At 52.5% G+C, this 23,134-nt stretch carries 22 protein-coding genes and 1 tRNA gene; 12 read left to right on the top strand and 11 right to left on the bottom strand.

What is annotated here, in order from left to right:
• Window positions 1-588, bottom strand: a 588-nt coding sequence (locus tag Q0Y46_RS13755) for an FAD-dependent oxidoreductase (RefSeq protein WP_297948196.1), incomplete at its 3' end; no start/stop codon positions are given.
• A gap of 158 nt (window positions 589-746) precedes the next feature.
• Here Q0Y46_RS13755 and Q0Y46_RS13750 point away from each other — a divergent pair.
• Window positions 747-2,678 (top strand): peptidylprolyl isomerase, encoded by a 1,932-nt coding sequence (locus Q0Y46_RS13750; RefSeq protein WP_297948193.1) that lies wholly within the window; start codon window positions 747-749, stop codon window positions 2,676-2,678.
• 140 nt (window positions 2,679-2,818) lie between these two features.
• Window positions 2,819-2,891 (top strand) — tRNA-Glu (locus Q0Y46_RS13745).
• A 56-nt stretch (window positions 2,892-2,947) separates the two neighbouring features.
• Here the strand turns inward: Q0Y46_RS13745 and thrH are convergent.
• Complete coding sequence (gene thrH / locus Q0Y46_RS13740) at window positions 2,948-3,565, bottom strand: bifunctional phosphoserine phosphatase/homoserine phosphotransferase ThrH (protein ID WP_297948191.1); 618 nt, start codon at window positions 3,563-3,565, stop codon at window positions 2,948-2,950.
• A 37-nt stretch (window positions 3,566-3,602) separates the two neighbouring features.
• Window positions 3,603-4,478 carry an Hsp33 family molecular chaperone HslO gene (locus Q0Y46_RS13735; protein ID WP_297948188.1) on the bottom strand — a complete coding sequence of 292 codons (876 nt, stop codon included), beginning with the start codon at window positions 4,476-4,478 and terminating at the stop codon, window positions 3,603-3,605.
• Between the two features lie 310 nt (window positions 4,479-4,788).
• Between Q0Y46_RS13735 and Q0Y46_RS13730 the strand changes: the two genes are divergently transcribed.
• Window positions 4,789-5,334: a DJ-1 family glyoxalase III gene (locus Q0Y46_RS13730; protein ID WP_297948185.1), complete on the top strand. Its 546-nt coding sequence runs from the start codon at window positions 4,789-4,791 to the stop codon at window positions 5,332-5,334.
• On the opposite strand, the gene Q0Y46_RS13725 is transcribed toward Q0Y46_RS13730, so the two are convergent.
• Together Q0Y46_RS13725 and sufB are read right to left on the bottom strand one after the other, a co-directional pair.
• A complete protein-coding gene (locus Q0Y46_RS13725; protein ID WP_297948183.1) occupies window positions 5,335-5,787 on the bottom strand; it encodes an Rrf2 family transcriptional regulator in 453 nt (150 codons plus the stop codon).
• 23 nt (window positions 5,788-5,810) lie between these two features.
• Window positions 5,811-7,226 (bottom strand): Fe-S cluster assembly protein SufB, encoded by a 1,416-nt coding sequence (gene sufB / locus Q0Y46_RS13720; protein WP_297948179.1) that lies wholly within the window; start codon window positions 7,224-7,226, stop codon window positions 5,811-5,813.
• Window positions 7,227-7,325: 99 nt separating this feature from the next.
• Between sufB and cobA the strand changes: the two genes are divergently transcribed.
• From cobA to hemL, 6 genes are all read left to right on the top strand, one after another.
• Entirely contained in the window at window positions 7,326-9,182 is a 1,857-nt protein-coding gene (cobA, locus tag Q0Y46_RS13715; protein WP_297948177.1) for a uroporphyrinogen-III C-methyltransferase, read from the top strand.
• A 48-nt stretch (window positions 9,183-9,230) separates the two neighbouring features.
• Window positions 9,231-10,190 carry an NAD(P)-dependent oxidoreductase gene (locus Q0Y46_RS13710; RefSeq protein WP_297948174.1) on the top strand — a complete coding sequence of 320 codons (960 nt, stop codon included), beginning with the start codon at window positions 9,231-9,233 and terminating at the stop codon, window positions 10,188-10,190.
• Between the two features lie 77 nt (window positions 10,191-10,267).
• Window positions 10,268-11,692, top strand: coding sequence for a fibrobacter succinogenes major paralogous domain-containing protein (locus Q0Y46_RS13705; RefSeq protein ID WP_297948171.1), 1,425 nt, complete (start codon window positions 10,268-10,270; stop codon window positions 11,690-11,692).
• A 31-nt stretch (window positions 11,693-11,723) separates the two neighbouring features.
• Window positions 11,724-12,689 carry a porphobilinogen synthase gene (gene hemB / locus Q0Y46_RS13700; protein WP_297948168.1) on the top strand — a complete coding sequence of 322 codons (966 nt, stop codon included), beginning with the start codon at window positions 11,724-11,726 and terminating at the stop codon, window positions 12,687-12,689.
• Window positions 12,690-12,842: 153 nt separating this feature from the next.
• Window positions 12,843-13,232 carry a hypothetical protein gene (locus tag Q0Y46_RS13695; RefSeq protein WP_295680753.1) on the top strand — a complete coding sequence of 130 codons (390 nt, stop codon included), beginning with the start codon at window positions 12,843-12,845 and terminating at the stop codon, window positions 13,230-13,232.
• A 68-nt stretch (window positions 13,233-13,300) separates the two neighbouring features.
• The gene (gene hemL / locus Q0Y46_RS13690) at window positions 13,301-14,587 is read left to right on the top strand and encodes a glutamate-1-semialdehyde 2,1-aminomutase (RefSeq protein WP_297948165.1); all 1,287 of its coding nucleotides are present in this window, start codon (window positions 13,301-13,303) and stop codon (window positions 14,585-14,587) included.
• Here hemL and Q0Y46_RS13685 read toward each other — a convergent pair.
• The 5 genes from Q0Y46_RS13685 to fabF all read right to left on the bottom strand — a co-directional run bounded on the left by Q0Y46_RS13685 (window position 14,584) and on the right by fabF (window position 19,823).
• Window positions 14,584-16,317, bottom strand: coding sequence for an AMP-binding protein (locus Q0Y46_RS13685; RefSeq protein ID WP_297948162.1), 1,734 nt, complete (start codon window positions 16,315-16,317; stop codon window positions 14,584-14,586). The two genes, hemL and Q0Y46_RS13685, sit on opposite strands and share 4 nt — an antisense overlap.
• A gap of 23 nt (window positions 16,318-16,340) precedes the next feature.
• A complete protein-coding gene (locus Q0Y46_RS13680) occupies window positions 16,341-17,111 on the bottom strand; it encodes a polysaccharide deacetylase family protein (protein ID WP_295680745.1) in 771 nt (256 codons plus the stop codon).
• A gap of 9 nt (window positions 17,112-17,120) precedes the next feature.
• Entirely contained in the window at window positions 17,121-17,252 is a 132-nt protein-coding gene (locus Q0Y46_RS13675) for a hypothetical protein (RefSeq protein WP_295680742.1), read from the bottom strand.
• Window positions 17,253-17,339: 87 nt separating this feature from the next.
• Window positions 17,340-18,545 (bottom strand): enoyl-ACP reductase FabV, encoded by a 1,206-nt coding sequence (gene fabV / locus Q0Y46_RS13670; protein WP_297948157.1) that lies wholly within the window; start codon window positions 18,543-18,545, stop codon window positions 17,340-17,342.
• A gap of 27 nt (window positions 18,546-18,572) precedes the next feature.
• A complete protein-coding gene (gene fabF, locus Q0Y46_RS13665; protein ID WP_295680736.1) occupies window positions 18,573-19,823 on the bottom strand; it encodes a beta-ketoacyl-ACP synthase II in 1,251 nt (416 codons plus the stop codon).
• Window positions 19,824-20,014: 191 nt separating this feature from the next.
• Between fabF and Q0Y46_RS13660 the strand changes: the two genes are divergently transcribed.
• On the top strand, window positions 20,015-20,626 hold the full coding sequence (locus Q0Y46_RS13660; protein WP_297948154.1) for a DUF2238 domain-containing protein: 612 nt from the start codon (window positions 20,015-20,017) through the stop codon (window positions 20,624-20,626).
• Here the strand turns inward: Q0Y46_RS13660 and Q0Y46_RS13655 are convergent, their stop codons facing one another.
• Window positions 20,627-21,139 (bottom strand): redoxin domain-containing protein, encoded by a 513-nt coding sequence (locus Q0Y46_RS13655; RefSeq protein WP_295680730.1) that lies wholly within the window; start codon window positions 21,137-21,139, stop codon window positions 20,627-20,629.
• A gap of 128 nt (window positions 21,140-21,267) precedes the next feature.
• Between Q0Y46_RS13655 and nirJ2 the strand changes: the two genes are divergently transcribed.
• Window positions 21,268-22,260 carry a putative heme d1 biosynthesis radical SAM protein NirJ2 gene (gene nirJ2 / locus Q0Y46_RS13650; protein WP_366522539.1) on the top strand — a complete coding sequence of 331 codons (993 nt, stop codon included), beginning with the start codon at window positions 21,268-21,270 and terminating at the stop codon, window positions 22,258-22,260.
• A gap of 149 nt (window positions 22,261-22,409) precedes the next feature.
• Window positions 22,410-22,937 (top strand): tRNA adenosine(34) deaminase TadA, encoded by a 528-nt coding sequence (gene tadA / locus Q0Y46_RS13645; RefSeq protein WP_295680724.1) that lies wholly within the window; start codon window positions 22,410-22,412, stop codon window positions 22,935-22,937.
• The last annotated feature ends 197 nt before the right edge of the window (window positions 22,938-23,134 follow it).

The raw sequence follows: 23,134 nt of genomic DNA, 5'->3' as shown, positions 1-23,134 counted from the left end.
TGCACCACCTGTCGAAAGGATGGTTGCCTTGGCGTAGATGCTTTCAACTTCACCGGATTTCTGGTGGATAATTTTTGCACCGACGCAGCGCTTGTTCTTGCCTTCGCCTTCGCAAATCAAGTCCTTGATATAGCAGTTTTCAAGGTAGTTGATGTTCTTCTGTTCGTGAAGCTTGCAGAGGAGGGCGCGCATGATCTCTTTACCGGTGAGGTCAGCGGCGTGCAAAATGCGGTGGTGGCTGTGTCCGCCTTCGAGGTGAAGGTCGAACTGCGACTTGTCTTCGGGCGACGGTGTGAACTGGACGCCCCACTTGACGAGCTGCTTGATGGTCGAAGGACCGCTCTTGGTCAAGATGTTGACGGGTTCCTTTTTGCAGAGGCCTGCGCCTGCTTCGAGCGTGTCTGCAATGTGGAATTCAAATTTGTCTGTTTTTTCAGTAACGGTAGCGATACCGCCCTGGGCGTAGTTTGATGAGCCGTCCGGCTTTGCTCCTTTGGTCAAGATAACTACGTGAAACCCTTTCTCTGCCGCGTGGAGAGCTGCGCTCAATCCAGAAATGCCGGCACCCAGAACCAAAATATCGTACATGAGATACTCCAAAGGAATTGATGTATTTTTTTATGTCCAATAAATAGAAAAAATAGGGATTTTCGGCATTATATTTGGCTTGCAATTTCGATAAAATAAAATGCAAACATTTTTTTTTGCTATTTTTCGTGCGACAAAATTTTAATGGAGTTGTCTCTATGTTAACGTGGATTAATGAAAAAGCCAAGTGGGTAATTGTGATCTTTGCTGCCGGTATCGCCATCGGTCTTTTGGCCATGGACCGTGTTCCGGATCAGGGACGTAGCTATCCTATCGGCATTGTCAACGATACCAAGATTTCTTACACGGACTTTGATTCTCGCGTGAAGATGATCGTGCAGAACCAGTACCAGAATCAGCACTTGGACGACGAACAGTACTCCCAGCTCCGCGCTCAGGTGTTCTCTAGCTTCGTCCGTCAGGCTTTGTTTGCCGAACAGTTCGAAAAGGCCGAACTTAGCGCCTCGGTTGCAGAACTCAAGAACGAGTTCAAGCGCAATTCTGATGCTGTTCGCGGCCGCTTGGTTCAAGAAGCTCAGGCTCGCCTCTACGCTATCCAGCAGCAGGCTACTTCTCAGGAAGACTTGATGCAGCGTTCTCAGGCTTACATCGCTTCTTTGCCGAAGTTCCTCACGGATACGACATTCAACAAGGCCGATTATGATGCTTGGATCGAAACTCCGGCTGCATACCGCTGGAGCGCCATGCTCATGCTCGAAGATGAAATGAAGAACAACACCATTCCGGCTCGTCAGCTCCAGACTTTGATTGGTGCTTCTGTTCATCCGACTGCTCTCGAAGCCAAGTGGAGTGTTGAACGCCGCATGACTGATTACGAACTGCAGGTGGCGGTCGCCCCGAGCTCTAACTTTGTTGTAGATTCCAACTCCGTTGATAGCGTGATGGTTGCTGGCTACTTCAAGGCCCACATGGACAGCTTCTTTGTGCAGAAGGATATGGCTCAGTTCCAGTATGTTTCCATCCCGGTTGAAGCTACTGCAGGCGACGATGCTAGCATCCGTGAATATGCCATGACGCTTTACTACCAGCTCACCGATTCATCTTCGACCACGACGTTCGAAGACATGGCTCGCGTTTCTTCTGAAGATCCGGGCAGTGCCGAAAAGGGTGGCATCTTGAGTGATGATTTCGTTGGCCGTGGTGCTTACGTGAAGCCGTTCGAAGACGCTGCTTTCGCTCTTGATTCTGGCAAGATTTCTGAACCGGTCCGCTCTCAGTTCGGTTACCACATCATCAAGTCTTACGGCAATGTGAAGAACGCTAAGGGTGAAGTTGAAAAGGTCAAGGTTGGCCACATTCTCCTCACTGTGACTGCTTCTTCTAATACTATTGATAGCCTAGAAAAGATTCTCACGAGCATCAAGAAGGATGTCGATGCTGGTTCTGACTTGCTCACCGAAGCTCAGGCTCGCGGTCTCGAAGTCAAGACTTCTGAATGGGTATCTAACGATGGCAACATCGCTGCTCTCGGTTACATCAAGGGTCTTACCTCTTTTGCATGGCCGAACGAAAACCTCCCGAAGGAAGAAAGCGAAATTTCTGGCGTTCTCAGAAACAACAAGTGGGTTGCTATTGCTAAAAAGGTCGGTACCTTCAAGGCTGGCGAACGTAGCCTCCCGCTCTACTACAACGACATCAAGGAAACGCTTCTCAAGCAGAAGGCTGCCAAGGCTGCTGAAACTTACCTGAACTCTGTTGCTGCTCAGGTCAAGGCTTGGAATCCGGCAGATACCGCTGCTAAGATTGAAAAGGTCGAACTTGAAACTAAGAACTCTTCTGTCGATGGCTTTGTTCCGGGCTTCGGCTACGGCAATGCTCAGATCGCTCGCGTTGTGGGCAAGGCTAAGGTCGGCGAATGGACCGCTCCGGTTGTTGCTGAAAACGGCGCCGTGATGCTCAAGGTCGTTTCTAAGAAGGCTCCGAAGATTGAAGACGTCGAAGAAGCCATCAAGCAGGATGTGGACAACTCTTACCGCTTTGGTGTGATGACTGCATTCAATGACTATGTCACGAATCTCGAAGCTTCTACACCGGTCAAGAGCAACCTCGACTTGTTCTACAGAGACTAGTATTTAGTCAATGGTTCTTAGTCAATAGTCATTAGTGATGTTTCGGAATGTTGCTAATGACTAACAACTAATGACCAATAACTAGTAACTAAAACTAGTTGACGGAATACGCTTAATTTGCTATAATGTGCCGCGCACTTGCCCCCATCGTCTAGTGGCCTAGGACTCGGGATTCTCATTCCCGCAACAGCGGTTCGAGTCCGCTTGGGGGTACTAGAAAACCCCGCGACAATGTCGCGGGGTTTTCTGCATTCCAGTCGCTGTGCTTATTACAGCGTGGCCTGGAACTGATGGAACTTTTCCAGGAGTTCGTCGTAGGTCTTGGTGGCTTCGAGTTGCGGGAACTGGGCCACGATGGAATCCGGTGCGCAGAAGAAGCAACCCTTGTCTGCCTGCTTGAGCATGCCCGTATCGTTGAAGGAATCGCCGCTGGCGAACACCTTGAAGTTCAGGTCCTGCAAGTGCTTCACGACTTTCGTTTTTTGGTCGCTCATGCGCAGGTGGTAACCCTTGATGCGGTCGTTTTCGACTTCCAGGTTGTGGCAGAAGATCGTCGGGAATCCGAGGTTCTTCATGATGGGGTAGGCGAATTCCTGGAACGTGTCCGAGAGGATGATCACCTGAGTCTCGTCGCGGAGTTTGTCCATGAAGTCGCGGGCGCCGTCAAGCAAGCCGAGGTTTGCAATCACATTCTGGATGTCCGAAAGCTTGATGCCTTCACGTTCGAGAATCTTGATGCGGCCCTTCATGAGCACGTCGTAGTCAGGAATGTCGCGCGTAGTCAGGCGCAGGTCCTTGATGCCGGTCTTTTCGGCGACGGCAATCCAGATTTCGGGGGCAAGGACTCCTTCAAGGTCCAGGGTAACGACACATTGCTTAGTAAACATAGTGATTAGTGGTTAGTGGTTCGTGGTTAGGAGAAGACTACTTTCTCTCGTCTATGATTGTTTTTAAATCATTTACGGTAATCTGGTATTTGGTGCGGCAGAAATCGCAGACGACTTCGAGATCTTTGCCTTCCTTCATGAGGTCTTCCAGGTCGGCAGTCTTGAGTGTCGCGAGGGTTGCGACGGTGCGCTCCTTGCTGCAAGGGCAGAACGGCTTCGGGTCAATTTCCTTGACGATGTCAATGTCGTAGGGGCCGCGCAACTGGTCCAGCAGTTCGTCGAGATCAAAACCTTCGGGCGTGTTCATGTCCTTGAACTTCGGCAGGTTCTGCACGATGACTTCGATCAGGTTGATGTCCTTGTCTTCGAGGTCGGGGAAAGCTTCGATGTAGAAACCGGCAGCGTAGTCGAGTTTGCTCGGGGCTTCCTTGTTGAATGCTGCCTCGATGCCCACGGCGGAGCGAATCTGTTCGGACTGCAAAAGGTAGGTGGCGAGGTTCTGGCCCATCGATACGGAAGGCGCTTCGATAATGCTTTCGTGGACACGCTTGCCCATTTCGTTCAGCTTTATGACGCTCACGCTTTGCGGGAGGAGAGCTGGTTCGTTACCACCGACGGCCTGGAGTTCGGGCTGCGGAATCATGGCGCGCACGAGGCCCTGCGGCGTGGAATCCGACTGAATATGGGTGATTTCCCCCGAAAAACGCGTGGTCAGGCTCACCGTGCCGGGGAACTTGAGGCTTGCGCTCAGGAAAATGCTTGCGATGGAGTTCTCGGCGAGGAGTTTCAGTGCGAAACCCTGCGCATTGTGGAATTTGCCGATTTCGTTCATCGTCGTGGTCAAATCGGCGACAATCAGGCGGAAGGGCGTTTTTTTGCCCGTAGCGCGGATGATGCGGTCCTTAAAATTCATGGGCACAAAGATAGTAAAAAGGTGTGAGGGAAGTAGACAGTAGGCAGTAGGAAGTAGACAGTAGGCAGTGGTTTGTGGTTAGGGATAGACGAAAGACGAAAGAGGTTGTGGGGGTTGTCATTGCGAAGGGCGAATAGCCCTGAAGCAATCTCCATTAGAGAATCTAGGATCTAGGGGCTAGGGAAAAATATCACGGCTTTGCCGTCTGTTATTAACGCACGAAGTGCGTGATTCTTATTCACTTGATCCTAGTCTCTATTCTCTAGCCTCTCCACATTTTATTACATTCTCTCAAAAAAAGAGGTTCAATATGCAGATACTTTTCCTTATGGCCGATGGTTTTGAAGAGACTGAGTTCGTGACTCCGTTTGACTACCTGCAGCGGGCGGGTTTTGAGGTCGCGCTCGCGAGCGTTTCTGGCAAGGCCGAAGTTGTGGGTGCCCATGGGCTGAAAATTGCCGCCAATTTCGCTCTGAATGGTGCCGATACGGCCGCATTTGATGGTATCCTGCTGCCGGGCGGCGGTCCGGGAGTGCAGAACCTCAAGGCGAGTGCCGAGGTCGAGAAGGTTGTTTGCGATTTCAACGACCAAGACAAGTGGATTTTTGCCATCTGTGCGGCCCCGCTGGTGCTCAGCAAGGCGGGAATCCTCGTCGACAGAAAGGTTACATGCTTCCCCGGTTGCGAAACGGAGCTTGTTTGCAATGAATTTTCCGAAGACCGCGTGGTCGTAGACGGAAATATCGTCACGAGCCGTGGCGCTGGCACTGCCGAAGAATTTGCGTTTGAATGTATCGCCCAGTTGGGTGGCCGCGAACTTTCGGAGAAAATCCGCAAGCAGGTCGTGGCTAGATAGTTACAGCCCGCAGTTGGACGGGTTTTTGCTCTTGCCGCGTTTTGCGCCTTGCGTGGCGACGAACTGGTCTAGGGTTACGCTCGTGAGGTAGCCCTGGATAATCTTGTCGAGTTCTTCCCACACGGGGTAGGTCTCGCATTCTGCCATTCTCGGGCATTTTCCAGCCTTTTCGTCGAGGCAGGATACCGGCACGACCGATGTTTCGGTTGTCTTCAAAATGTCGTAGACGCTGCAGGTCTTGGGGTCGCAATTCAGCTTGTAGCCGCCCGCCTTGCCGCGGTTGCCCGTGAGCAGTTTCGCCTTGACGAGCGTCCCCAGGATGCCCTCGAGGTACTTGATGGAGAGGTTCTGCCTTTCGGCGATATCCTGCAGCTTGGTAAAGTTGTCTGGGCTGTTTTGGACAAGGTCAATCATAACGCGCAGGGCATATCTACCTTTTGTCGATATTCTCATGATTCCTTCCCTTGTTTAAATCCTTACCCGACGCTGTGCTCTAGCTTCAGTGTCAGCAGTTGCCTTGCCTCGGTCGCAAATTCGCCCGGCAGTTCCTTGAAAACGTCCTTGCAGAAACCGCCCACCATCGCTTGTATTGCGTCTTCGCGCTTGATGCCGCGGCTCTCGAAGTAGAATAGCTGGTCTTCGCTGATGCGGCTGGTGGTCGCTTCGTGTTCAGTCTGGGCGCTAGCGTTTGCCACGGTGATGTAGGGGAACGTGTGGGCCGCGCTCTTGTCGCCCACGAGCATGCTGTCGCACTGTGTGTAGTTGCGTGCACCCGTAGCCGACTTGCGGATGCTTACTTCGCCGCGATAGGCGTTGCTGCTGTAGTCGGCGCTGATACCCTTACTGATAATCGTGCTCTTGGTGTTCTTGCCGATGTGGATCATCTTGGTGCCGGTGTCGGCCTGCATGTGCCCGTTGGTGAGGGCCACGCTGTAGAATTCACCCACGGAGTTGTCGCCCAGCAGCACGCAGCTCGGGTACTTCCACGTGATGGCGGAGCCCGTCTCGACCTGCGTCCAGCTGATGCGGCTGTTCTTGCCGGCACACTTGCCGCGCTTCGTGACGAAGTTGTACACGCCGCCGGCTCCCGTCTCGCGGTCGCCCGCGTACCAGTTCTGGACTGTCGAATACTTAATGCTGGCGTTGTCCTTTGCCACCAGTTCCACGATGGCGCTGTGTAGTTGCTTGCTCGAATATTCCGGTGCGGTGCAGCCTTCCAGGTAGCTCACGCTGGCACCTTCGTCGGCGATAATCAAGGTGCGTTCGAACTGGCCCGCTTCCTTGTTGTTGATGCGGAAGTAGGTGGAAAGGTCCATCGGGCACTTGACTCCAGGCGGAATGTAGACGAAGCTTCCGTCGCCAAAGACTGCGCTGTTGAGTGCCGCAAAGTAGTTGTCGCCAGCCGGGACCACGCTTCCCAGGTATTCCTCGATGAGTTCGGGGTATTCCTTGATGGCGTCGCTGATGGAGCAGAACAGGATGCCCATTTCCATGAGCTTTTTCTTGTGGCTGGTGTAAATGCTTACCGAGTCAAAGACCGCATCTACGGCCACGTTGGCAAGTCGCTTCTGTTCGTCGAGCGGGATGCCGAGCTTTTCGAAGGTGGCCAGGAGTTCCGGATCCACATCTTCGATTTTCTCGTGGCTCTTCTTTGTCTTCGGGGCGGAGTAGTAGACGATGTCCTGCAGGTCTACCGGTGCAAAACTCAGTTCGCCCCAGTTCGGCTGCTCCATGGCCTTGAGCTTTTCATACGCTTTCAGTCGGAAATCAAGCATGAATTGCGGTTCGCCGCGGAGCGCGGATGCCCTGCGGATGATATCTTCGTTCAGGCCCTTTTCAAAAGCCTCGTTTTCGATATCCGTTACAAAACCGTACTTGTAATTCTCACTCATGATGCGCCTATTTTCAAATTCGACCCAAATATAAAAAAGTTCCAGTTGATGCGGCGCGAAGCGTTTGTTTTGTTGCGCCGCTTTTCTAAATTGTAGGCGATGAAAGAAAATTCGGGAAAAGTATATCTGATTGGCGCCGGGCCGGGCGATCCGGGACTATTGACGCTGCGCGGAAAGTCCGTGCTCGAAAAGGCAGACGTAGTGGTTTATGACCGCCTTGTTTCGCCCGCAATTCTGGGTATGTGCAATCCCAAGGCCAAGATGGTGGATGTGGGCAAGATGCCAACGCATCACAAGGTCAAACAGTCCGAAATCAACAAGCTTTTGGTGCAGTTCGCTAGTGAATTTCCCGGTGGTGTGATTGCTCGCCTCAAGGGCGGTGATCCGTTCGTGTTCGGGCGCGGTGGCGAAGAAGCCTTGGAGCTTGTTGCTGCCGGCGTAGAATTCGAAGTTGTTCCGGGCATTACCTCGGCGATTTCGGTGCCGGCTTACGCGGGCATTCCTGTAAGCCATCGCGGCATCGCGACCAGTTTCCATATTATCACCGGGCATGAGAAAGAAGTAGACAGTAGGAAGTTGGAAGTAGGAAGTGGTGAGGTAATAGGGGCTTGTCATTGCGAACCCTGCAAGGGTGACGCAATCTCTAGAGGCAATCTTTCTCTCGACTTTGACGCTCTTGCGCATTGTCCCGGCACCCTCATCTTCTTGATGGGTATCGCCAACATGGATTTCATTGCCAAGCGCTTGATGGAATGTGGCAAAGACCCGAAAACTCCGCTTGCGTTTATCGAAAAGGGTACGACACCGTACCAGCGCACTGTCATGGCGACGCTTGAAACGGCGGGGGAGACCATTGTCCGTGAAAATGTAACGGCCCCTGCAATAACGATTATGGGTGGCGTCGTGGAACTGGGCAAGACGCTTGCCTGGAAAAAGAACTTGCCTTTGTCGGGAAAACGCCTAGTCGTCACTCGTGCAGCAAAACAGGCCAGCGGGATTACTGCCCGCCTCACGGCCCTCGGCGCCGAAGTCATCGAAACCCCGATGATCGAAACTCGAACTTTGGAATGTCCACTTGTCATGGCGCAAGCGCATGACAGCATCGGCTCGGCAATGCCTGTCTGTGAACAGCCTGTCACTGCACTCGCCTCGCATGTCATTGCGAGTCCCGAAGGGGCGCGGCAATCTCGCCCTGCCGATTTCAATTCCCTCGCAAACTTTGATATCCTTGCTTTCACCAGCACGAATGGCGTGGAAAGTTTCTTCAATCAATTGCTCGCCTCGGGTAACGATATCCGCATCCTTGCGGGCAAGAAAATTGCGAGCGTCGGGAAAATTACCGAAAAGAAGTTGCTGGAATACGGCATCCGCTGCGATTACGTCCCCGAAGACCACACCGGCGAAGGCCTCGGGAAGCTTCTTCGAAGCATTTTAGACGAAAGAACGCTCGTAAACTCGCTACAGACGAAAGACGAGAGAGGCTCAACAAATTCGCAGACTTTAGCAAGTTCCCTGAGCTTGTCGAAGGGAACTGAATTCACGAATTTGGATGAATCCCGCATCCTCCTCCTCCAGGGCAACCTCGCCGACGACACTTTGCTCAAACTCCTCCCGCAGGCGACCCGTTGGGTGGTTTACGAGACTCTCCCCGTGGTGGAACTCCCCGAATGGAAACGTGAAGCCGTCGCCAGCGCCGATGCCGTCGTGTTCGCCAGCACCAGCGCCGTTGATAATTTTGTCAAACTTCTACCTCAAAGCACCCCTTCGATGAAACTCAGGGTAAACTCCAGTGCGACCTCGTGCCTCGAAGCGCCGCAGGCGCGACCTCATACCTCATTTTGCATCGGCCGCATGACGGAATCCGCAGCCCGCAAGCACGGCTTTGAAACCGTCACCTCCGACGAAACCACAATGGATTCGCTCGTCAAGAAAATAGCAGAGTTTTACTCAAAATAATCCTAACTACCAACACTTCCTACTGTCTACTTCCAACTTCCTACTACTATGAAAGCCATCCTGATTATCGCTCACCATTGCATTTTACCCGGTGCCTACAAGGGCTTTGAAGGTATTTTAGACAAGTTGCATCACGACTTGCCCGGCACGCGTGTGGCGAGTACGAGCCTTTTGGATTTGGAAAACGACCTGCGTACGCTCCTCCGCGAGGATGTGGAATCAGTGACGCTTTTGCCGTTCCTGCTCTTGAACGGCCAGCATACTAAAAATGATGTTCCACGCGTGGTGGCGAAATTGCGGGCTGAATTTCCACAGATTCCTATAACGCTGTTGCCCTGCCTCGGCGACTGGAAAGAATTCGCCGACATGGTCGTCGCCGGAATTCGAAATGCTCAACATGAGATTAATTCAGAGCGAGATTGCTTCGTCGAACAAAGTTCTCCTCGCAATGACAAAAGTTTGGACGATAATGCTTCATCCTCGCACCTCGAGCCCCGAGCCTCGAACCTTTTCTCCATCGAAGTCAATCTCGAGGGCAAGAACGTTCTCGTTGTGGGCGGTGGCCGTATCGCGCTGCGCAAGGTCAAGACGCTCCTCCCGACCGGAGCCCGCATCACCGTCGTTGCCCCGCAATTCGACCCCGAATTCGAGAATCTCTCCTCAAAGGGCGAAGCCCGACCTCATACCTCACACCTCATAACCCTAAAAAACCGTCCTTACGAGCCGCTCGACCTTCGTGGCATTTTCATGGTATTCATCTGCACCGACCAGCCTGCTGTCAATGCGCAAGTTTCAAACGATGCCCGCGCCCGCCGAATTCTGGTCAATAACGCCTGTGATTACCTCGATGGTGACTTTATTGTGCCCGCCCGCATGGATTTTGGCGAAAACATCGCCGTGACCGTCTCCACGCAGGGGCGCGCCCCCTCGCTCGCCAAGAAGCTCAAACAGAAAATCCAGGCCGAATGGGCCGACGGCCTTGAACAGGTTGAACGGGAATTTTCGTAGCCGTCTTTCCAAAGCGGTTTTCAATATCTTATATTTTTATTTAAACAATTCAGTTTTAATCCAAAAGGAATATCATCATGGCCAATTTCATAATCCGGCACGGGTTGCCCCTTCTCTCATTCATTGCTGTTGTTGCATGTGTTACTGCTTGCGATGGCACGACCAATGTTACCGAAAATTCGGGGGTAAATACAATTGTTTCTGCATACACAGAACTTGGCCAGTGCTCGGCTCTAAATGAAGGTGATGTGATTTTTGTGAAGGATTCTTCGGCGTTGTATTTCTGTGTGGATAGCGTTTGGAAAGTCATGTCGGTTGTTAGTGATTCCGGTAGAAAGGCCCATGTCTCTTGTTCTATGGAAGAACTGAGCGATGTCGCGGGTTACAAAATGGTATGTGGCGGAGATTCTATAGGAGTTGTGTATAATGGAGAAAAGGGTGATGATGGTTCTACTGGTTTGAGAGGAAAAAAAGGCGATAAAGGTGACAAAGGCGATAAAGGTGACAAAGGAAGTAATGGTAAAGATGGAAAATCCTGCACTGCCGTAGCCTTGGCCGACAGTAGTGGCTATAAGATTGTTTGTGGACTGGATTCCGTGGGTGTCGTGTTGAATGGTTTAAAAGGTGATAAAGGGGATGATGGAAAATCCTGCACTGCCGAAATTCTGGATGACAGCACCGGGTTCAAGATTGTCTGCGGTACTGACTCCGTTGGCGTCGTGTTGAATGGTCAGGATGGCTCTGAGGGAAAATCTTGCAATGCCGAGGCTTTGGCCGATAGCTCGGGCTACAAGATTGTTTGCGGCGATGATTCTGTGGGTGTTGTTTTGCATGGTAATGGTTACGAAATTTTTGATGTAACAGCTTGTTCCGAAAATTCGGAAGATGATTGCAGTGTGTATAATCCGAAAAGCAATATTTTGACCGATCTACGTGATGGAAAGACATACAAGACTGTGGCCATTGGAGACCAGGTTTGGATGGCTGAAAATATGAACTTTGAAGTGAATGGAAGCATTTGTTTTGATGAGGATCTTGCGAATTGTTTGGTGTATGGCCGTCTTTATACTTTTGATCAGGCTCAGTCTGTTTGCCCAGCAGGATGGCATTTGCCGGATTCTACGGAATACATGACGCTCTTCCTGTATGCGGGTGGAAAAGAGTTTAAGACGGCGGATTTGCCGGAAACCTTCCCGGCTGACATGGTTGTCGCTCTCGATGTAGCAGGTAAAATGTTGAAATCTAGGACTGGGTGGGGAAATGTGGCTTACGGCGTTGATGCCTTTGGTTTCAATGCTCTTCCGGGAGGTTTTTATAATGGCAGTTTCACAGCTTCTGAGGCCTCTTTTTGGACGAAAACGAAGGAAAGTTCTTCGATGGGTTATGCAGCATCCTTCGTTGGAGACAACCTGATATATCCGATTGATGGGGCGTTCTTGGAGCCCTTTAGTTCTGATGATGGCATCTCTGTCCGTTGCCTAAAGGACTCGGTAAACCCCTAGCCTCTAACCCCTAACCCCTAGGCCCTAAGCCATGATTATCCGTCCTCGTCGCTTACGCAAGAATGAAACCATCCGCAACATGGTTGCGGAAACCGCAGTTAACCCCGATTCGCTCGTTTACCCGATGTTCGTGGTAGAAGGGGAGGGCATCAAGGAAGAAATCCCCTCGATGCCCGGGCAGTTCCGTTTTTCTATCGATGAAATCTTGAAGGAACTCGAAAGCTGCGTTGCGCTGGGAATCAAGTCGATATTGCTTTTCGGCATCCCGCACCACAAGGACGAAATGGCGACGTGTGCCTACGACGACGATGGCATCGTGCAGCGCGCGGTGCGCTCTATCAAGGCGCATTTCCCCGATCTGTACGTGATTACGGACGTGTGCCTTTGCGAGTACATGAGTCACGGGCATTGCGGGATTATCAAGGATGGCGACGTGGATAACGACCCGACGCTGGAACTCCTTACGAAGACGGCACTTTCGCATGCGATTGCCGGAGCCGACATGGTTGCCCCTTCCGACATGATGGACGGCCGTGTGGGTGCCATTCGCGAATGCCTCGATGCGCACGGTTTCACGAATACTCCGATTATGGCATACAGCGCAAAGTTCGCGAGTGCTTATTACGGGCCGTTCCGCGATGCGGCCGATTCCGCCCCGCATTTCGGTAACCGCAAGAGCTACCAGATGGATGTGCGCAACGGCCGCGAGGCGATGCGCGAAGTGGCGCTCGATATCGAAGAAGGTGCCGACATCGTGATGGTGAAGCCGGGCCTGGCCTTCCTGGATGTGCTGCGCGAGGCTGCCGGGATAAGCGACGTGCCTGTGGCTGTCTACAACGTGAGTGGCGAGTATTCTATGGTGAAGGCTGCTGCGAAACTGGGCTGGATTGACGAAAACGCCATTATTCGCGAAAATTTGTTGGCCTTCAAGCGCGCCGGAGCCGACATCATCATCACTTACCACGCCAAGGAAGCGCTAGAAAGAAAACTATTCTAATTTACTGAGTATTAAATAATTACGCATAATACCATCGATTGAACGATGGTATTTTTTATTGGTGTAAAATAAAAAAAAATTATAAATAATGCGACTTTTGTAAAAAAATATATATGTTTAATGTATCGTTAAAAATAAAAATAGGAGAACCTGATGAAAAAACTCATGATCGTTGCCATTTTCGGCACAGCCGCTCTTTTCACCGCATGCGGTGATGACTCTTCTTCTTCATCTGCAGGGGGTGCCGGTGGTAATTCGGCCACTCAACTCGATGGCAAGGCTGTTGTTTCTTGCGATAGACTTCAAACTATTGCGGGTATCCAAAAGCACTATTGCCATGCTATTGCTGCCGAAGACGCTGGTGTCGAAGCTTTCAAGGCCAAGTGCGCCCCGATGAGCGAATTGGATCAAATCGTTTATACGATTGGAACGGGTTGCCAGGGTTACCTCCTCGCTTGCAATGCTGAAAATCAAGTTGAATACTTCTATGATGACGCTGCGGCTGTTGTTGGCTGTGATATGGCTGGCGCGCACGCCTTCTAATCTGAATTACCTAACGTAATTTTTAACGAAAATCCGACCTTGGGGCCGGATTTTCTATTTTTTAAGACATGGATCATTCTCTTAGCGAAAAATTTTTTGCCGAAGCCAAAACACTCATGCCGGGTGGTGTGAACAGCCCGGTGCGTGCTTATGGCAACGTGGGGGCCACACCTCCGTTTATCGCCCGCGCGAAGGGCAGTCACATCTACGATGTGGATGGTAACGACTACATCGATTATGTAGGCAGTTGGGGGCCGATGCTCCTGGGCCATGCTCACGATTCCGTTATCAAGGCGGTTTCCGAGACGGCGCAGAACGGTCTCAGTTTCGGGGCTCCGTGCGGGCTCGAATCCGAACTCGCGAAGCTTGTGATGAGCCTCGTGCCGAGTGTGGAGATGATTCGCATGGTGAACAGCGGGACCGAGGCAACGATGAGCGCCATCCGTGCGGCTCGCGGTTTTACCGGGCGCGACAAGATTGTGAAGTTTGAAGGCTGCTACCATGGCCACAGCGATAGCCTGCTTATCAAGGCGGGCTCGGGCATGCTCACGACGGGCAAGCCGAGCAGCAAGGGGGTGCCTGTCGACCTCGCGAAGTACACGCTCACGCTCCAGTACAACGACGTGGCGGGCGTTAAAGAGCTCTTCGATAAGATTGGCGACGAGATTGCTGGCGTTATTGTGGAACCGGTGGCCGGCAACATGGGTGTCGTCCCTGCAAAGCCCAAGTTCTTGCAGACGCTTTCGGATGAAACGAAAAAGCATGGCGCGCTCCTGATTGTGGACGAGGTCATGACGGGATTCCGTGTGGGCATCCACTGTGCGCAGGGGCTTTACGGCATCAAGCCGGATTTGACTACGTTCGGGAAGATTATCGGCGGTGGAATGCCGGTGGGCGCTTATGGCGGCCGTTTGGATGTAATGCAGCAGATTGCACCGCTTGGCGGCATTTACCAGGCAGGGACGCTTTCGGGCAATCCGGTCGCGATGGCGGCTGGACTTGCTACGATGCGCGAACTTTCTACGCATCCAGACCTTTACGTACACGCCGAGACGATGACGAAGCGCTTGATTGAAGGCCTCCAGGATGCGGCGAAAACTGCGGGAATCCCGCTGGCTACAAATCAGGTAGGCTCCATGGGCTGTATCTTCTTTACCGAAGGTCCGGTGGAATGCTTTGCCGACGTGCAGAAGTCCGACCTGGAACTGTTCCGCAGGTATTTCCTCGGGATGCTCGACGAGGGCATTTATCTGGCCCCGAGCCAGTTCGAGGCCATTTTCGTGAGTGCCGCGCATACAGAAAGCGACATCGACCGTACTGTCGATGCCGCAAGAAAAGTCTTCAAGAATCTTTAGGATTCCGTCTTATTTTCGTTAGCCGGGGTTTCCGCATTGTTCGCGGCCTCGGCTTTTTCAGCATTCTGCGCTTCGGCGTCCTTGTCACGGATGGTGGCGCGGCGGATCTTTCCACTGATGGTCTTGGGCAGTTCCGTCACGAAGTCGATGATGCGCGGGCTCTTGTAGCTGGCGGCCACCTTCTTTGTGAACAGCTGAATTTCTTTTGCGAGTTCCTTCGACGCCTCGTAACCTTTCTGGAGCACGATGGTCGCTTTCACTGCTTGACCGCGGTCCTTGTCCTCGACACCCGTGACAGCGACTTCGAGCACGGCCGGGTGTTTGTGGAGCACTTCTTCCACTTCGAAGGGGCTGATGCGGTAACCCGAGCTCTTGATGAGGTCGTCGTTGCGGCCTACAAACCAGTAGTAACCGTCCTTGTCGCGGGTTGCGGTGTCGCCCGTATGGTAAACACCACCTTCGAAAACTTTCTTGGTGCGTTCGTCGTCGCGGTAGTAACCGCCGAACATGCCGAAGGGCTTGCCTTGGTCAATCTTGATGATGAGTTCGCCGACTTCGTCATCGGCACAGGGCTCGCCGTCCGCGTTCACGATTTCCATGCTGTATCCCGGAGAGGGTTTGCCCATGGAACCCGGATGCGGTTCGCTAAAGCCGAAGTTGCCCGTGGTGAGCGTAAGTTCGGTCTGGCCGTAGCCTTCTTGCATGCGGATGCCCGTCTGTTCGTAGAATTTGTTATAAATATCCACGTTCAGTGCTTCGCCAGCAGTGGTACAGTATTGGAGGCTCGAAAGGTCGTACCTGCTGATGCCATGCTGCAAAATGTAGCGGTAGACGGTAGGCGGGGCACAGAAGGTCGTAATTTTATATTCGGCCATCTTCTCGAGGAGTTTGCCCGGAATGAATACCTTCATGTCGTAGGTGAATACCGCAGACCCGGCAATCCACTGCCCGTAAATCTTGCCCCAGAGAGCCTTGGCCCAGCCCGTCTCGGCAACGGTCAGGTGGCGGCCTCCGTCGACAACGTGTTGCCAGTACTTGGCGGTTACGATATGCCCGAGGGGGTAGGTGAACGTGTGGGCTACCATTTTGGGGTTCGAACTGGTTCCACTCGTGAAGTAGACGATCATGATGTCGTCGTTGTGCGTCGCCGCTTCGCCTTCGGGGCGTTCGAACTTTGCGGGGAAAATTTCGTAGTCGTCGTAGAAGCTGATCCAGTTTTGGCGGGCCGTTTGGCCAACAGTCACGAGCTTTTCGACGGAGGGGCACTTGGACTTTGCCTTGTCCACTTCTTTCTGGAGTGCGGGCTCGTCGTAGGTGACGACCATCTTCACTTCGGCTGCCTTGAAGCGGTATTCCAGGTCTTCGGCCGCGAGCATGTTTGTTGCCGGGATGGCAATCGCACCGATGCGGTGGAGCGCCAACAAGAAGAACCAGAATTCATAGCGGCGGCGAAGGATGAGCATCACGCGGTCGCCTTTTTGGATTCCCTGTTCTACAAGGAAATTCGCTGTACGTTGGGACGCCAGCGACAAGTCCTTGAACGTGAAGATGTGGCTTTCGTCGTTGTCGTCGCACCACACTAACGCTTCGCGCTTGGGTTCCGTCTTCGCGTATTCATCAACCACGTCGTAGGCAAAGTTGAAGTTGTCCGGAATGGAAATCTTAAAATTCTTGTAAAGGTCCTCGTAAGACTCGTAATCTATGCGGGAGAGAAACTTGTTGAGTATCATGTTGAATCCAGTGCTGATGGGTCTTACAGATCCCTGTACATGATTTTTTCACGCATGGTGGATGTGTAACGCACCATGTTCAAAATGCGCTTTTCACCAATGGTCCTGAAGTCCTTGTCGTGGAACACTAAGCGGTGGACCCCACCCGGCAACAACATCTTGAGGCAGGAGTAAGTCTGCGCAATCCCGAGGAGCGGTGCGGGAATGATGGAAAAACTCAGTGCTTTGGATTTTGTTTTCTTGATCTTGCCGTTCTTTATCTGGTAAATCCCATGAAGGTCTTCGTAATAGTCGAAAATTTCGAGAGCTTGTTCTTTGAGGAACTTGTTCCCGAACCAGATGGGCGGAATGAATCCGGACGGTTTCCCGGTGCCGTGCGCTTTCCACAAGGCAAGGCTCCTTTTCAGGAGGGCCTGCGTGAAACGTTCGTCAAGGCCGGCGAATTCAGCTTCGTTGTTCGAAACCAAGAGGGCGAGTCTGCCTTGGAGGCTGCGCTTGATAGAGAGGTCGGCGCGGTGGCGTGCCCCGTGGAGCATGATTTCGTAGCCTTCGTCAACGAATTTCTCGAGTTCTTCGCGGAACTGTTCCGCTTCGGATTCTGGAGCTGCACCAAAGGCGGGAATCACGGCGATGCTGATCGGGGAACCGGCTGCGTCGGCAATTTTCCTAATCTGGTTGCGAGTTCTCTTGTAGTTCAGCACACTGAAACTGTGGTAACACAGGATAAACTTCTTCTTCTTGCGGGAGCTTTCTTCGGCGGCCTGGATATCCAGGATGTCCTTGTTCTGTTCCATGGTGTGCCTCTAGTGTTTATCGATTTCCGAAGAGAAATTCTCTTCTTCGAGTTTCTGCGAGATAAACAGGTGATAGAAGAAAAACAGGATAACCGTCAGGGCGGAAATCTTGAGCCACGATTTGAAAAGCCAGTCGGACATACGACGCTCCTTGGATTTACGCGGCGTAAGTTGCCGCGATACTCGAAAAATACAAAAAAAATGGATAGAAAGAGTGAGATTGTTCTTCTAAATAGATTCCATTGAGGCTACGTCTGCAGTGTAGTCTATGCCTTCCACGTCAAAGCCGTTCGAGACGAGAAAGTCGTGGCGGTAACCTTCAAGGTCTCCAATTTTGGGGAAACTGTCTTGCGTGATGGTGGCCATGCGCTTTTTGACTTCTTCCTGGACCTTCGGGTCCATTTCCAAGTCGTCGATGCGAATTCGCCCAATCTCGTCGGTCGGTACGGCTCCACCTGTGTACAGGCGTTCGGCGAAGAGCCGTTCCATCTGTTCGATGCAGCCTTCGTGAGTCCCTTTTTCCTTCATGACCTTGAACAGCACGGAGAGGTACAGCGCGATGATGGGTATGCCCACGCTCAAGCGCGATACCACGCCCTTGTTTACGGAAATGTATGCCCTGCCTTTAAGGCTTGCCTGCAGCTCGGCATCCATTTTTTTTGCCGTTTTCTCGAGGTGCTTTTTGGCTTCTCCGATGGTGCCGTCGCGGTAGATGGCGTAGGAGAGGGATGGGCCGATGTAGGAATAAGCGACTGTCTTGATGCCTTCGGAAAGTACATCCGCCTTGGCGAGTTGATCAATCCATAGTGCCCAGTCTTCGCCACCCATCACCTTTATCGTGTTGAAAATTTCTTCGTCGGTTGCGGGGTCGGTGCCGATGGGGGTAATCTTGCCGGTCATCGCGTCGATGGTTTCCCCGGTGAGGGCTTCGCCGATAGGCTTGAAAACGCTGCGGTAGAGCTTACCCGAATCCGGGTCTACTCGCACGACAGAAGCGACGCTGTAGATGACGAGGTCAATTTTCTTGTCGGTCTTTTTCACGATTTCGATGACTTTTTTTCGAGTGTCGTGGGAAAAAGCATCGCTGTTGATGGTAAAGGATTCAATGCCGGAGGCCTTTGCCTCGCGGTCGAACGCCATGTTGTTGTACCATCCCGGTGTTCCGTTTTTTGGGGGAAGAGTATCCGAACCTTCTTTTTCGAAGGATACTCCGATTGTCGTGGCTCCGAAGCCGAAGGCGGCGACAATACGGCTGGCCAAGCCGTAGCCGGATGAACATCCAATGACGAGTACAGTCTTAGGGGAGTCTTTGGGCTGGCCCTGTTCTGCCCTCCATTTTCGGACGGAACTGATTTGGCTACGCACGGCGGCAGCGCACCCTGCTGGGTGCGCGTTGACGCACATGTTGCCGCGAATCATGGGCTGGATAATCATTTTTCCCCTTCCTGTTCTGCAAGGATTTTAATCCTTGAATTTTTTTATGACGACAACGCCGTTGTGCCCGCCAAAACCGAGCGAAGCCGATACGGCAACGTCGATGTTCCCCGGGACACCCTTGTTCGGCACGTAGTCTAGGTCGCAGCCTTCGTCCGGGTTGTCGAGGTTCATGGTGGCTGGGTAGAACGAATCCTTGATGGCGAGCGTGCTGATGATGGCCTCGATGACGCCTGCGGCTCCCACGCAGTGTCCGGTCATGCTCTTGGTGCTCGACACCTTGATTTTGTAGGCATGCTCGCCGAGCGAGATCTTGAGCATCTCGGTCTCGGTGATATCGTTCAGGTGGGTGGAGGTGCCGTGGGCGTTGTAGTAGTCCACGTCGGTCGGGGCGATGTCCGCATCCTTCATGGCGCGGATCATGGCCTTCGCGCAGGTTTCTCCACCTGGGCGCGGGCTCGTGATGTGGTAGGCATCGGCGGATGCGCCGTAGCCTGCGAGTTCGGCGTAAATTTTTGCGCCGCGGGCCTTCGCGTGTTCGAGTTCTTCGAGCACCATCACGGCACCGCCTTCGCCCATGACAAAGCCGCTACGGTCTTTGTCGAATGGGCGCGACGCCTTTTCGGGGTCGTCGTTGAATTTGTCTGTGAGCGCGTGCATGCCAGCAAAGCTCTTGATAGAATATTCGGTAATCCCGCTTTCGGAGCCACCTGCGAGGCACACGTCCAGGCGGCCCGAGCGGATGGAGTCGAGCGCGACCCCGATGGCGTCGGTGCCGGAGGCACAGGCGGTGCAAATCGTGTGGGCTTGTCCGGTAATGCCTAAGGCTATGGAGACGTTGGCGCACGCTTCGTTCGGGATAAGTTCGGGCATGGCGAGCGGGGAAACCCTGCGCTTGCCGCCTTCGATATACTTATTGTATGTCTCGTCGAGAATGTCCATGCCGGCAAGGCCATTACCGGCCACGATTCCGGTGGTGTCTTCGGCGAGCTGCTCGCGGGAGAGGTTCGCGTCTTTGACCGCTTCGTTTGCTGCTGCTACCAGGAATTGCGTGAAGCGGGCCATGCGGCGGGCTTCTTTCGGGTCAATTCCGTGTTCCTCGGGCTTGAATTCCTTGATTTCGGCTGCAATCTTTACGGGACAATTGGATGCATCGAACAGGGTAATGGGGGCAATTCCACTTTTGCCCTCTTGAATGGCCTGCCACATGCCCTGAACGGACTTGCCGACGGGTGTAACAGCGCCTAGACCAGTAATAACAACTCTTCTCTTTGTCATGGTATCCTTTTTTTGCCCCGAAAAATAGCTTTTTATATAGGATTCATTCATATAATGCAAAAAATTGAACCTAAAAAGCATAATGTAATATAAAAGACGCATTTATGTAATATTATAACTTATTTTTGGTGACTGTTCTCATAAAAAAGAAACTTTTTTTGAGGGAGGGGTATATTTATTATTATTGGGGTATGAAAAATGTTCCCAAATCCCACCTTGTCCTGCTTGTACTAGTCTCTTTGACGATTCTTTGGTCTGCCGTGGGGGTTGTTGATACTTACCTGACTTGGGTCCTGGAGGCTGCTCCGGCACTTGTCGGGCTTCTCGTCCTCTTGCTGACGTACAATAAATTCCGGATGCCCACGTACCTTTATGCCCTGATGGCGTTCCACATGGCTGTCCTTCTGGTGGGGGCGCATTATTCGTATGCGAAGGTGCCGCTCGGTTTCTGGATGGAGGATTGGTTCGGCTTTACGCGCAATAATTACGACAAGATAGGGCATTTCATGCAAGGTTTTACCCCGGCGCTCTTGACCATTGAACTTTTGCGCCGCACAACCCCGCTCAGGACCACTGGCTGGACTGTTTTCTTGGCCATCTGCGTTGCCGAGGCGATTTCTGCGCTTTACGAGATTATCGAGTGGCTCGCGTCTTTGAGCAATCCGACCGATACGGAGGCCTTCTTAGGCACCCAGGGCTACATTTGGGATACCCAGTCAGACATGTTCATGTGCCTCATCGGGGCCACCCTTGCCGTCATCCTTTGGGTTATATTCCGCCGTAAGGATGCCGTTGGCCAATAATTAATTTTTGTGCATGTTCGCGGCGATTTCCGATAGCGCGTTCGTGTAGTGTATACCGGAGTTGCTGTAGAATATTTCACCCTTCTTGTTTCGTGCCGTTAGGTAGGGGACCGTCTTTTTCTTGATGTGGAATGTGTCGTAGAGCGAATCTTGCCAGTAGACTGTTTTCCAGTCCCAGGGGAAATCTTGCTTGTAAATCCAGTTATGGATTTCGTCGTTGCTGTATCCGTTCATGCAAATGACTACATTGATTTTATTGGTGCGAAGGTCTTCTGCCAATGATTTCAGTACCCCGACTTCTTCGACACAGAACGAACACCACGTGCCCATAGAGAAAATGAGGGTGCCGTTTTCACCGGTGAGGTTGTCCAATGTCGTTGTTTCCCCGTTTAGCGCATATAGCTGGACATCCCCTGGAATTTTTGGGGTAAACGGATTGAACCCCTTTACGCCAAAAACGTAATAGGCGGCAGCTACGATGAGCGCGAGAATCAGGAGTTTCTTGACCGACATGCTTTCAATATAGGCTTTTTTGCAATGAACTTGCACTCAGAAAAGGCAAAAAGGCTGTTTTGGCGCGTCAAGTGTGATTTTTGCGACAAGGATTTCTATCTTGTAGGGCGTTCTGAACGAGGTTTATGATGATTGTATCTTGGATGACCACCAACAAGTGTAACTTGACCTGCAAGCACTGCTACCAGGACGCGGGCGAGAACAAGGCGGCCGAACTCACGACGGCGGAAGCCCTCAAGCTGATTGACGAAATCGCGAAGGCGGGGTTCAAGATCATGATTTTCAGCGGTGGCGAGCCGATGACCCGCCCCGACATCGTGGATTTGGTCGCGCACGCATCGAGCAAGGGACTCCGCCCAGTGTTCGGCACCAACGGCACGCTCATCACGCACGACTTGGCGTTCAAGCTCAAAGCGGCCGGTGCGATGGCGATGGGTATCAGCATCGACAGCATCGACCATGACCGTCACAATGATTTCCGTGGCCTCCCGAACGCCTTCGAACTTACGATGATGGGCATCGAGAACTGCAAGGCGGCGGGCCTCCCGTTCCAGATTCACACGACCATCATGGACTGGAACCAGAACGAAATTTTCGATATCATGGACTGGGTCAAGGAAATCGGCGCGGTGAACCACCAGATTTTCTTCCTGATTCCCGTCGGTCGCGGAAAAGAAATTGAAGGACATGCGCTGCGCGTCGCCGAATACGAGGGACTCCTCCGTAAGATTATGGAAAAGAGCCGCACGCTCGGCATCCCTGTCAAACCCACCTGTGCTCCGCAGTTCCTGCGCATCGCCGACCAGCTTGGCGTCAAGACGCGTTACAGCCGTGGTTGCCTCGCCGGCCTTGACTACTGCATCGTGAGCCCGATAGGGAAGGTGCGTCCTTGCGCCTACATGATGGAAGAGGCGGGCGACGTGCACGATACGCCTTTCGACGAAATCTGGGCGAACGCCGAAGTGTTCAAGAAGCTCCGCACCAAGGCCTATGCCGGTGCTTGTGGCAAGTGCAAGTTCAACGACCGCTGTGGCGGTTGTCGCGCCCGTGCCGCCTACTACCACGACGGCGACTACATGCAGGAAGACTCCTACTGTGCTTACGGAAGAGGAATTAAGTAAACAGTGGTTAGTAAACAGTGGTTAAGTAAACAGGGCGGCTTCGCTGCAATTATAAAAAATTCCTAATTCCTAATTCCGAATATCTACTGTCTACTTCCTACTGCCTACTTCCTACTAACCACCAACCACTAACCACTAACCACTTATCCATGGATTACACGAACGACGACGAAAAATACATGCGCATGGCCATTCGCGAGGCGCAAAAGGCCTTCGAGGAGAAGGAAATCCCTATCGGCTGTGTTATCGTTAAAGATGGCGTGGTCATCGGCCGTGGTCACAACCAGATAGAGATGCTCAAGGATGCTACCGCCCATGCCGAAATCCTTTCCATCGGGACGGCAGCCGGTCACTTGGACAACTGGCGTCTGGATGGGTGTACTTTGTATGTAACGCTCGAACCTTGCCCGATGTGCGCGGGGGCCATTCTCAACAGCCGTGTTTCACGCGTGGTCTACGGCTCCCCGGATACACGTTTTGGTGGCTGCGGAACGACCGTCGACGTGATTACAGGCAATGCCCTCAAACGCGAGGTCGAGGTGGTGGGCGGGGTGCTCGCCGACGAGTGCCTTGGGCTCCTGAAGGCGTTTTTCCAGCAAATGCGCCTCGAAAAGGGCGATTCCGGCAATAAGGGAGGCTCGGGACTCGAGGCTCCAGGCCCGAGCAATGAGCCATGAGCTATGAGCGGTGAGTCTTTGAGAGACTAGAGACTAGAGAATAGAGGCTAGTGAAAAGAATCACGCACTTCGTGCGTTAGTAACAGACGGCGAAGCCGTGATATTTCACCCTAGATCCTAGATCCTAACCCCTAATCACTTTCTACTGTCTACTTGTACTCTCGCTACTCCTCATAGAGGATAACTCAACTAAGGCA

The sequence above is a fragment of the uncultured Fibrobacter sp. genome (genome assembly GCF_947305105.1).
Classification (GTDB): Bacteria; Fibrobacterota; Fibrobacteria; order Fibrobacterales; family Fibrobacteraceae; genus Fibrobacter.
Note: the sequence above shows the minus strand (reverse complement) of the source record. Positions and strands in the feature narration are given on the sequence as shown.

What these genes read in the sequence shown, in the direction of transcription:
- Q0Y46_RS13675 (WP_295680742.1), bottom strand. Translation starts at nt 17,252, where the DNA reads ATGTCCGACTGGCTTTTCAAATCGTGGCTCAAGATTTCCGCCCTGACG.
- sufB (WP_297948179.1), bottom strand. Translation starts at nt 7,226, where the DNA reads ATGAGTGAGAATTACAAGTACGGTTTTGTAACGGATATCGAAAACGAG.
- Q0Y46_RS13680 (WP_295680745.1), bottom strand. Translation starts at nt 17,111, where the DNA reads ATGGAACAGAACAAGGACATCCTGGATATCCAGGCCGCCGAAGAAAGC.
- hemL (WP_297948165.1), top strand. Translation starts at nt 13,301, where the DNA reads ATGGATCATTCTCTTAGCGAAAAATTTTTTGCCGAAGCCAAAACACTC.
- Q0Y46_RS13705 (WP_297948171.1), top strand. Translation starts at nt 10,268, where the DNA reads ATGGCCAATTTCATAATCCGGCACGGGTTGCCCCTTCTCTCATTCATT.
- fabF (WP_295680736.1), bottom strand. Translation starts at nt 19,823, where the DNA reads ATGACAAAGAGAAGAGTTGTTATTACTGGTCTAGGCGCTGTTACACCC.
- Q0Y46_RS13725 (WP_297948183.1), bottom strand. Translation starts at nt 5,787, where the DNA reads ATGAGAATATCGACAAAAGGTAGATATGCCCTGCGCGTTATGATTGAC.
- nirJ2 (WP_366522539.1), top strand. Translation starts at nt 21,268, where the DNA reads ATGATTGTATCTTGGATGACCACCAACAAGTGTAACTTGACCTGCAAG.
- cobA (WP_297948177.1), top strand. Translation starts at nt 7,326, where the DNA reads ATGAAAGAAAATTCGGGAAAAGTATATCTGATTGGCGCCGGGCCGGGC.
- Q0Y46_RS13730 (WP_297948185.1), top strand. Translation starts at nt 4,789, where the DNA reads ATGCAGATACTTTTCCTTATGGCCGATGGTTTTGAAGAGACTGAGTTC.
- Q0Y46_RS13660 (WP_297948154.1), top strand. Translation starts at nt 20,015, where the DNA reads ATGAAAAATGTTCCCAAATCCCACCTTGTCCTGCTTGTACTAGTCTCT.
- thrH (WP_297948191.1), bottom strand. Translation starts at nt 3,565, where the DNA reads ATGTTTACTAAGCAATGTGTCGTTACCCTGGACCTTGAAGGAGTCCTT.
- Q0Y46_RS13695 (WP_295680753.1), top strand. Translation starts at nt 12,843, where the DNA reads ATGAAAAAACTCATGATCGTTGCCATTTTCGGCACAGCCGCTCTTTTC.
- fabV (WP_297948157.1), bottom strand. Translation starts at nt 18,545, where the DNA reads ATGATTATCCAGCCCATGATTCGCGGCAACATGTGCGTCAACGCGCAC.
- hemB (WP_297948168.1), top strand. Translation starts at nt 11,724, where the DNA reads ATGATTATCCGTCCTCGTCGCTTACGCAAGAATGAAACCATCCGCAAC.
- Q0Y46_RS13655 (WP_295680730.1), bottom strand. Translation starts at nt 21,139, where the DNA reads ATGTCGGTCAAGAAACTCCTGATTCTCGCGCTCATCGTAGCTGCCGCC.
- Q0Y46_RS13735 (WP_297948188.1), bottom strand. Translation starts at nt 4,478, where the DNA reads ATGAATTTTAAGGACCGCATCATCCGCGCTACGGGCAAAAAAACGCCC.
- Q0Y46_RS13685 (WP_297948162.1), bottom strand. Translation starts at nt 16,317, where the DNA reads ATGATACTCAACAAGTTTCTCTCCCGCATAGATTACGAGTCTTACGAG.
- Q0Y46_RS13710 (WP_297948174.1), top strand. Translation starts at nt 9,231, where the DNA reads ATGAAAGCCATCCTGATTATCGCTCACCATTGCATTTTACCCGGTGCC.
- Q0Y46_RS13750 (WP_297948193.1), top strand. Translation starts at nt 747, where the DNA reads ATGTTAACGTGGATTAATGAAAAAGCCAAGTGGGTAATTGTGATCTTT.
- tadA (WP_295680724.1), top strand. Translation starts at nt 22,410, where the DNA reads ATGGATTACACGAACGACGACGAAAAATACATGCGCATGGCCATTCGC.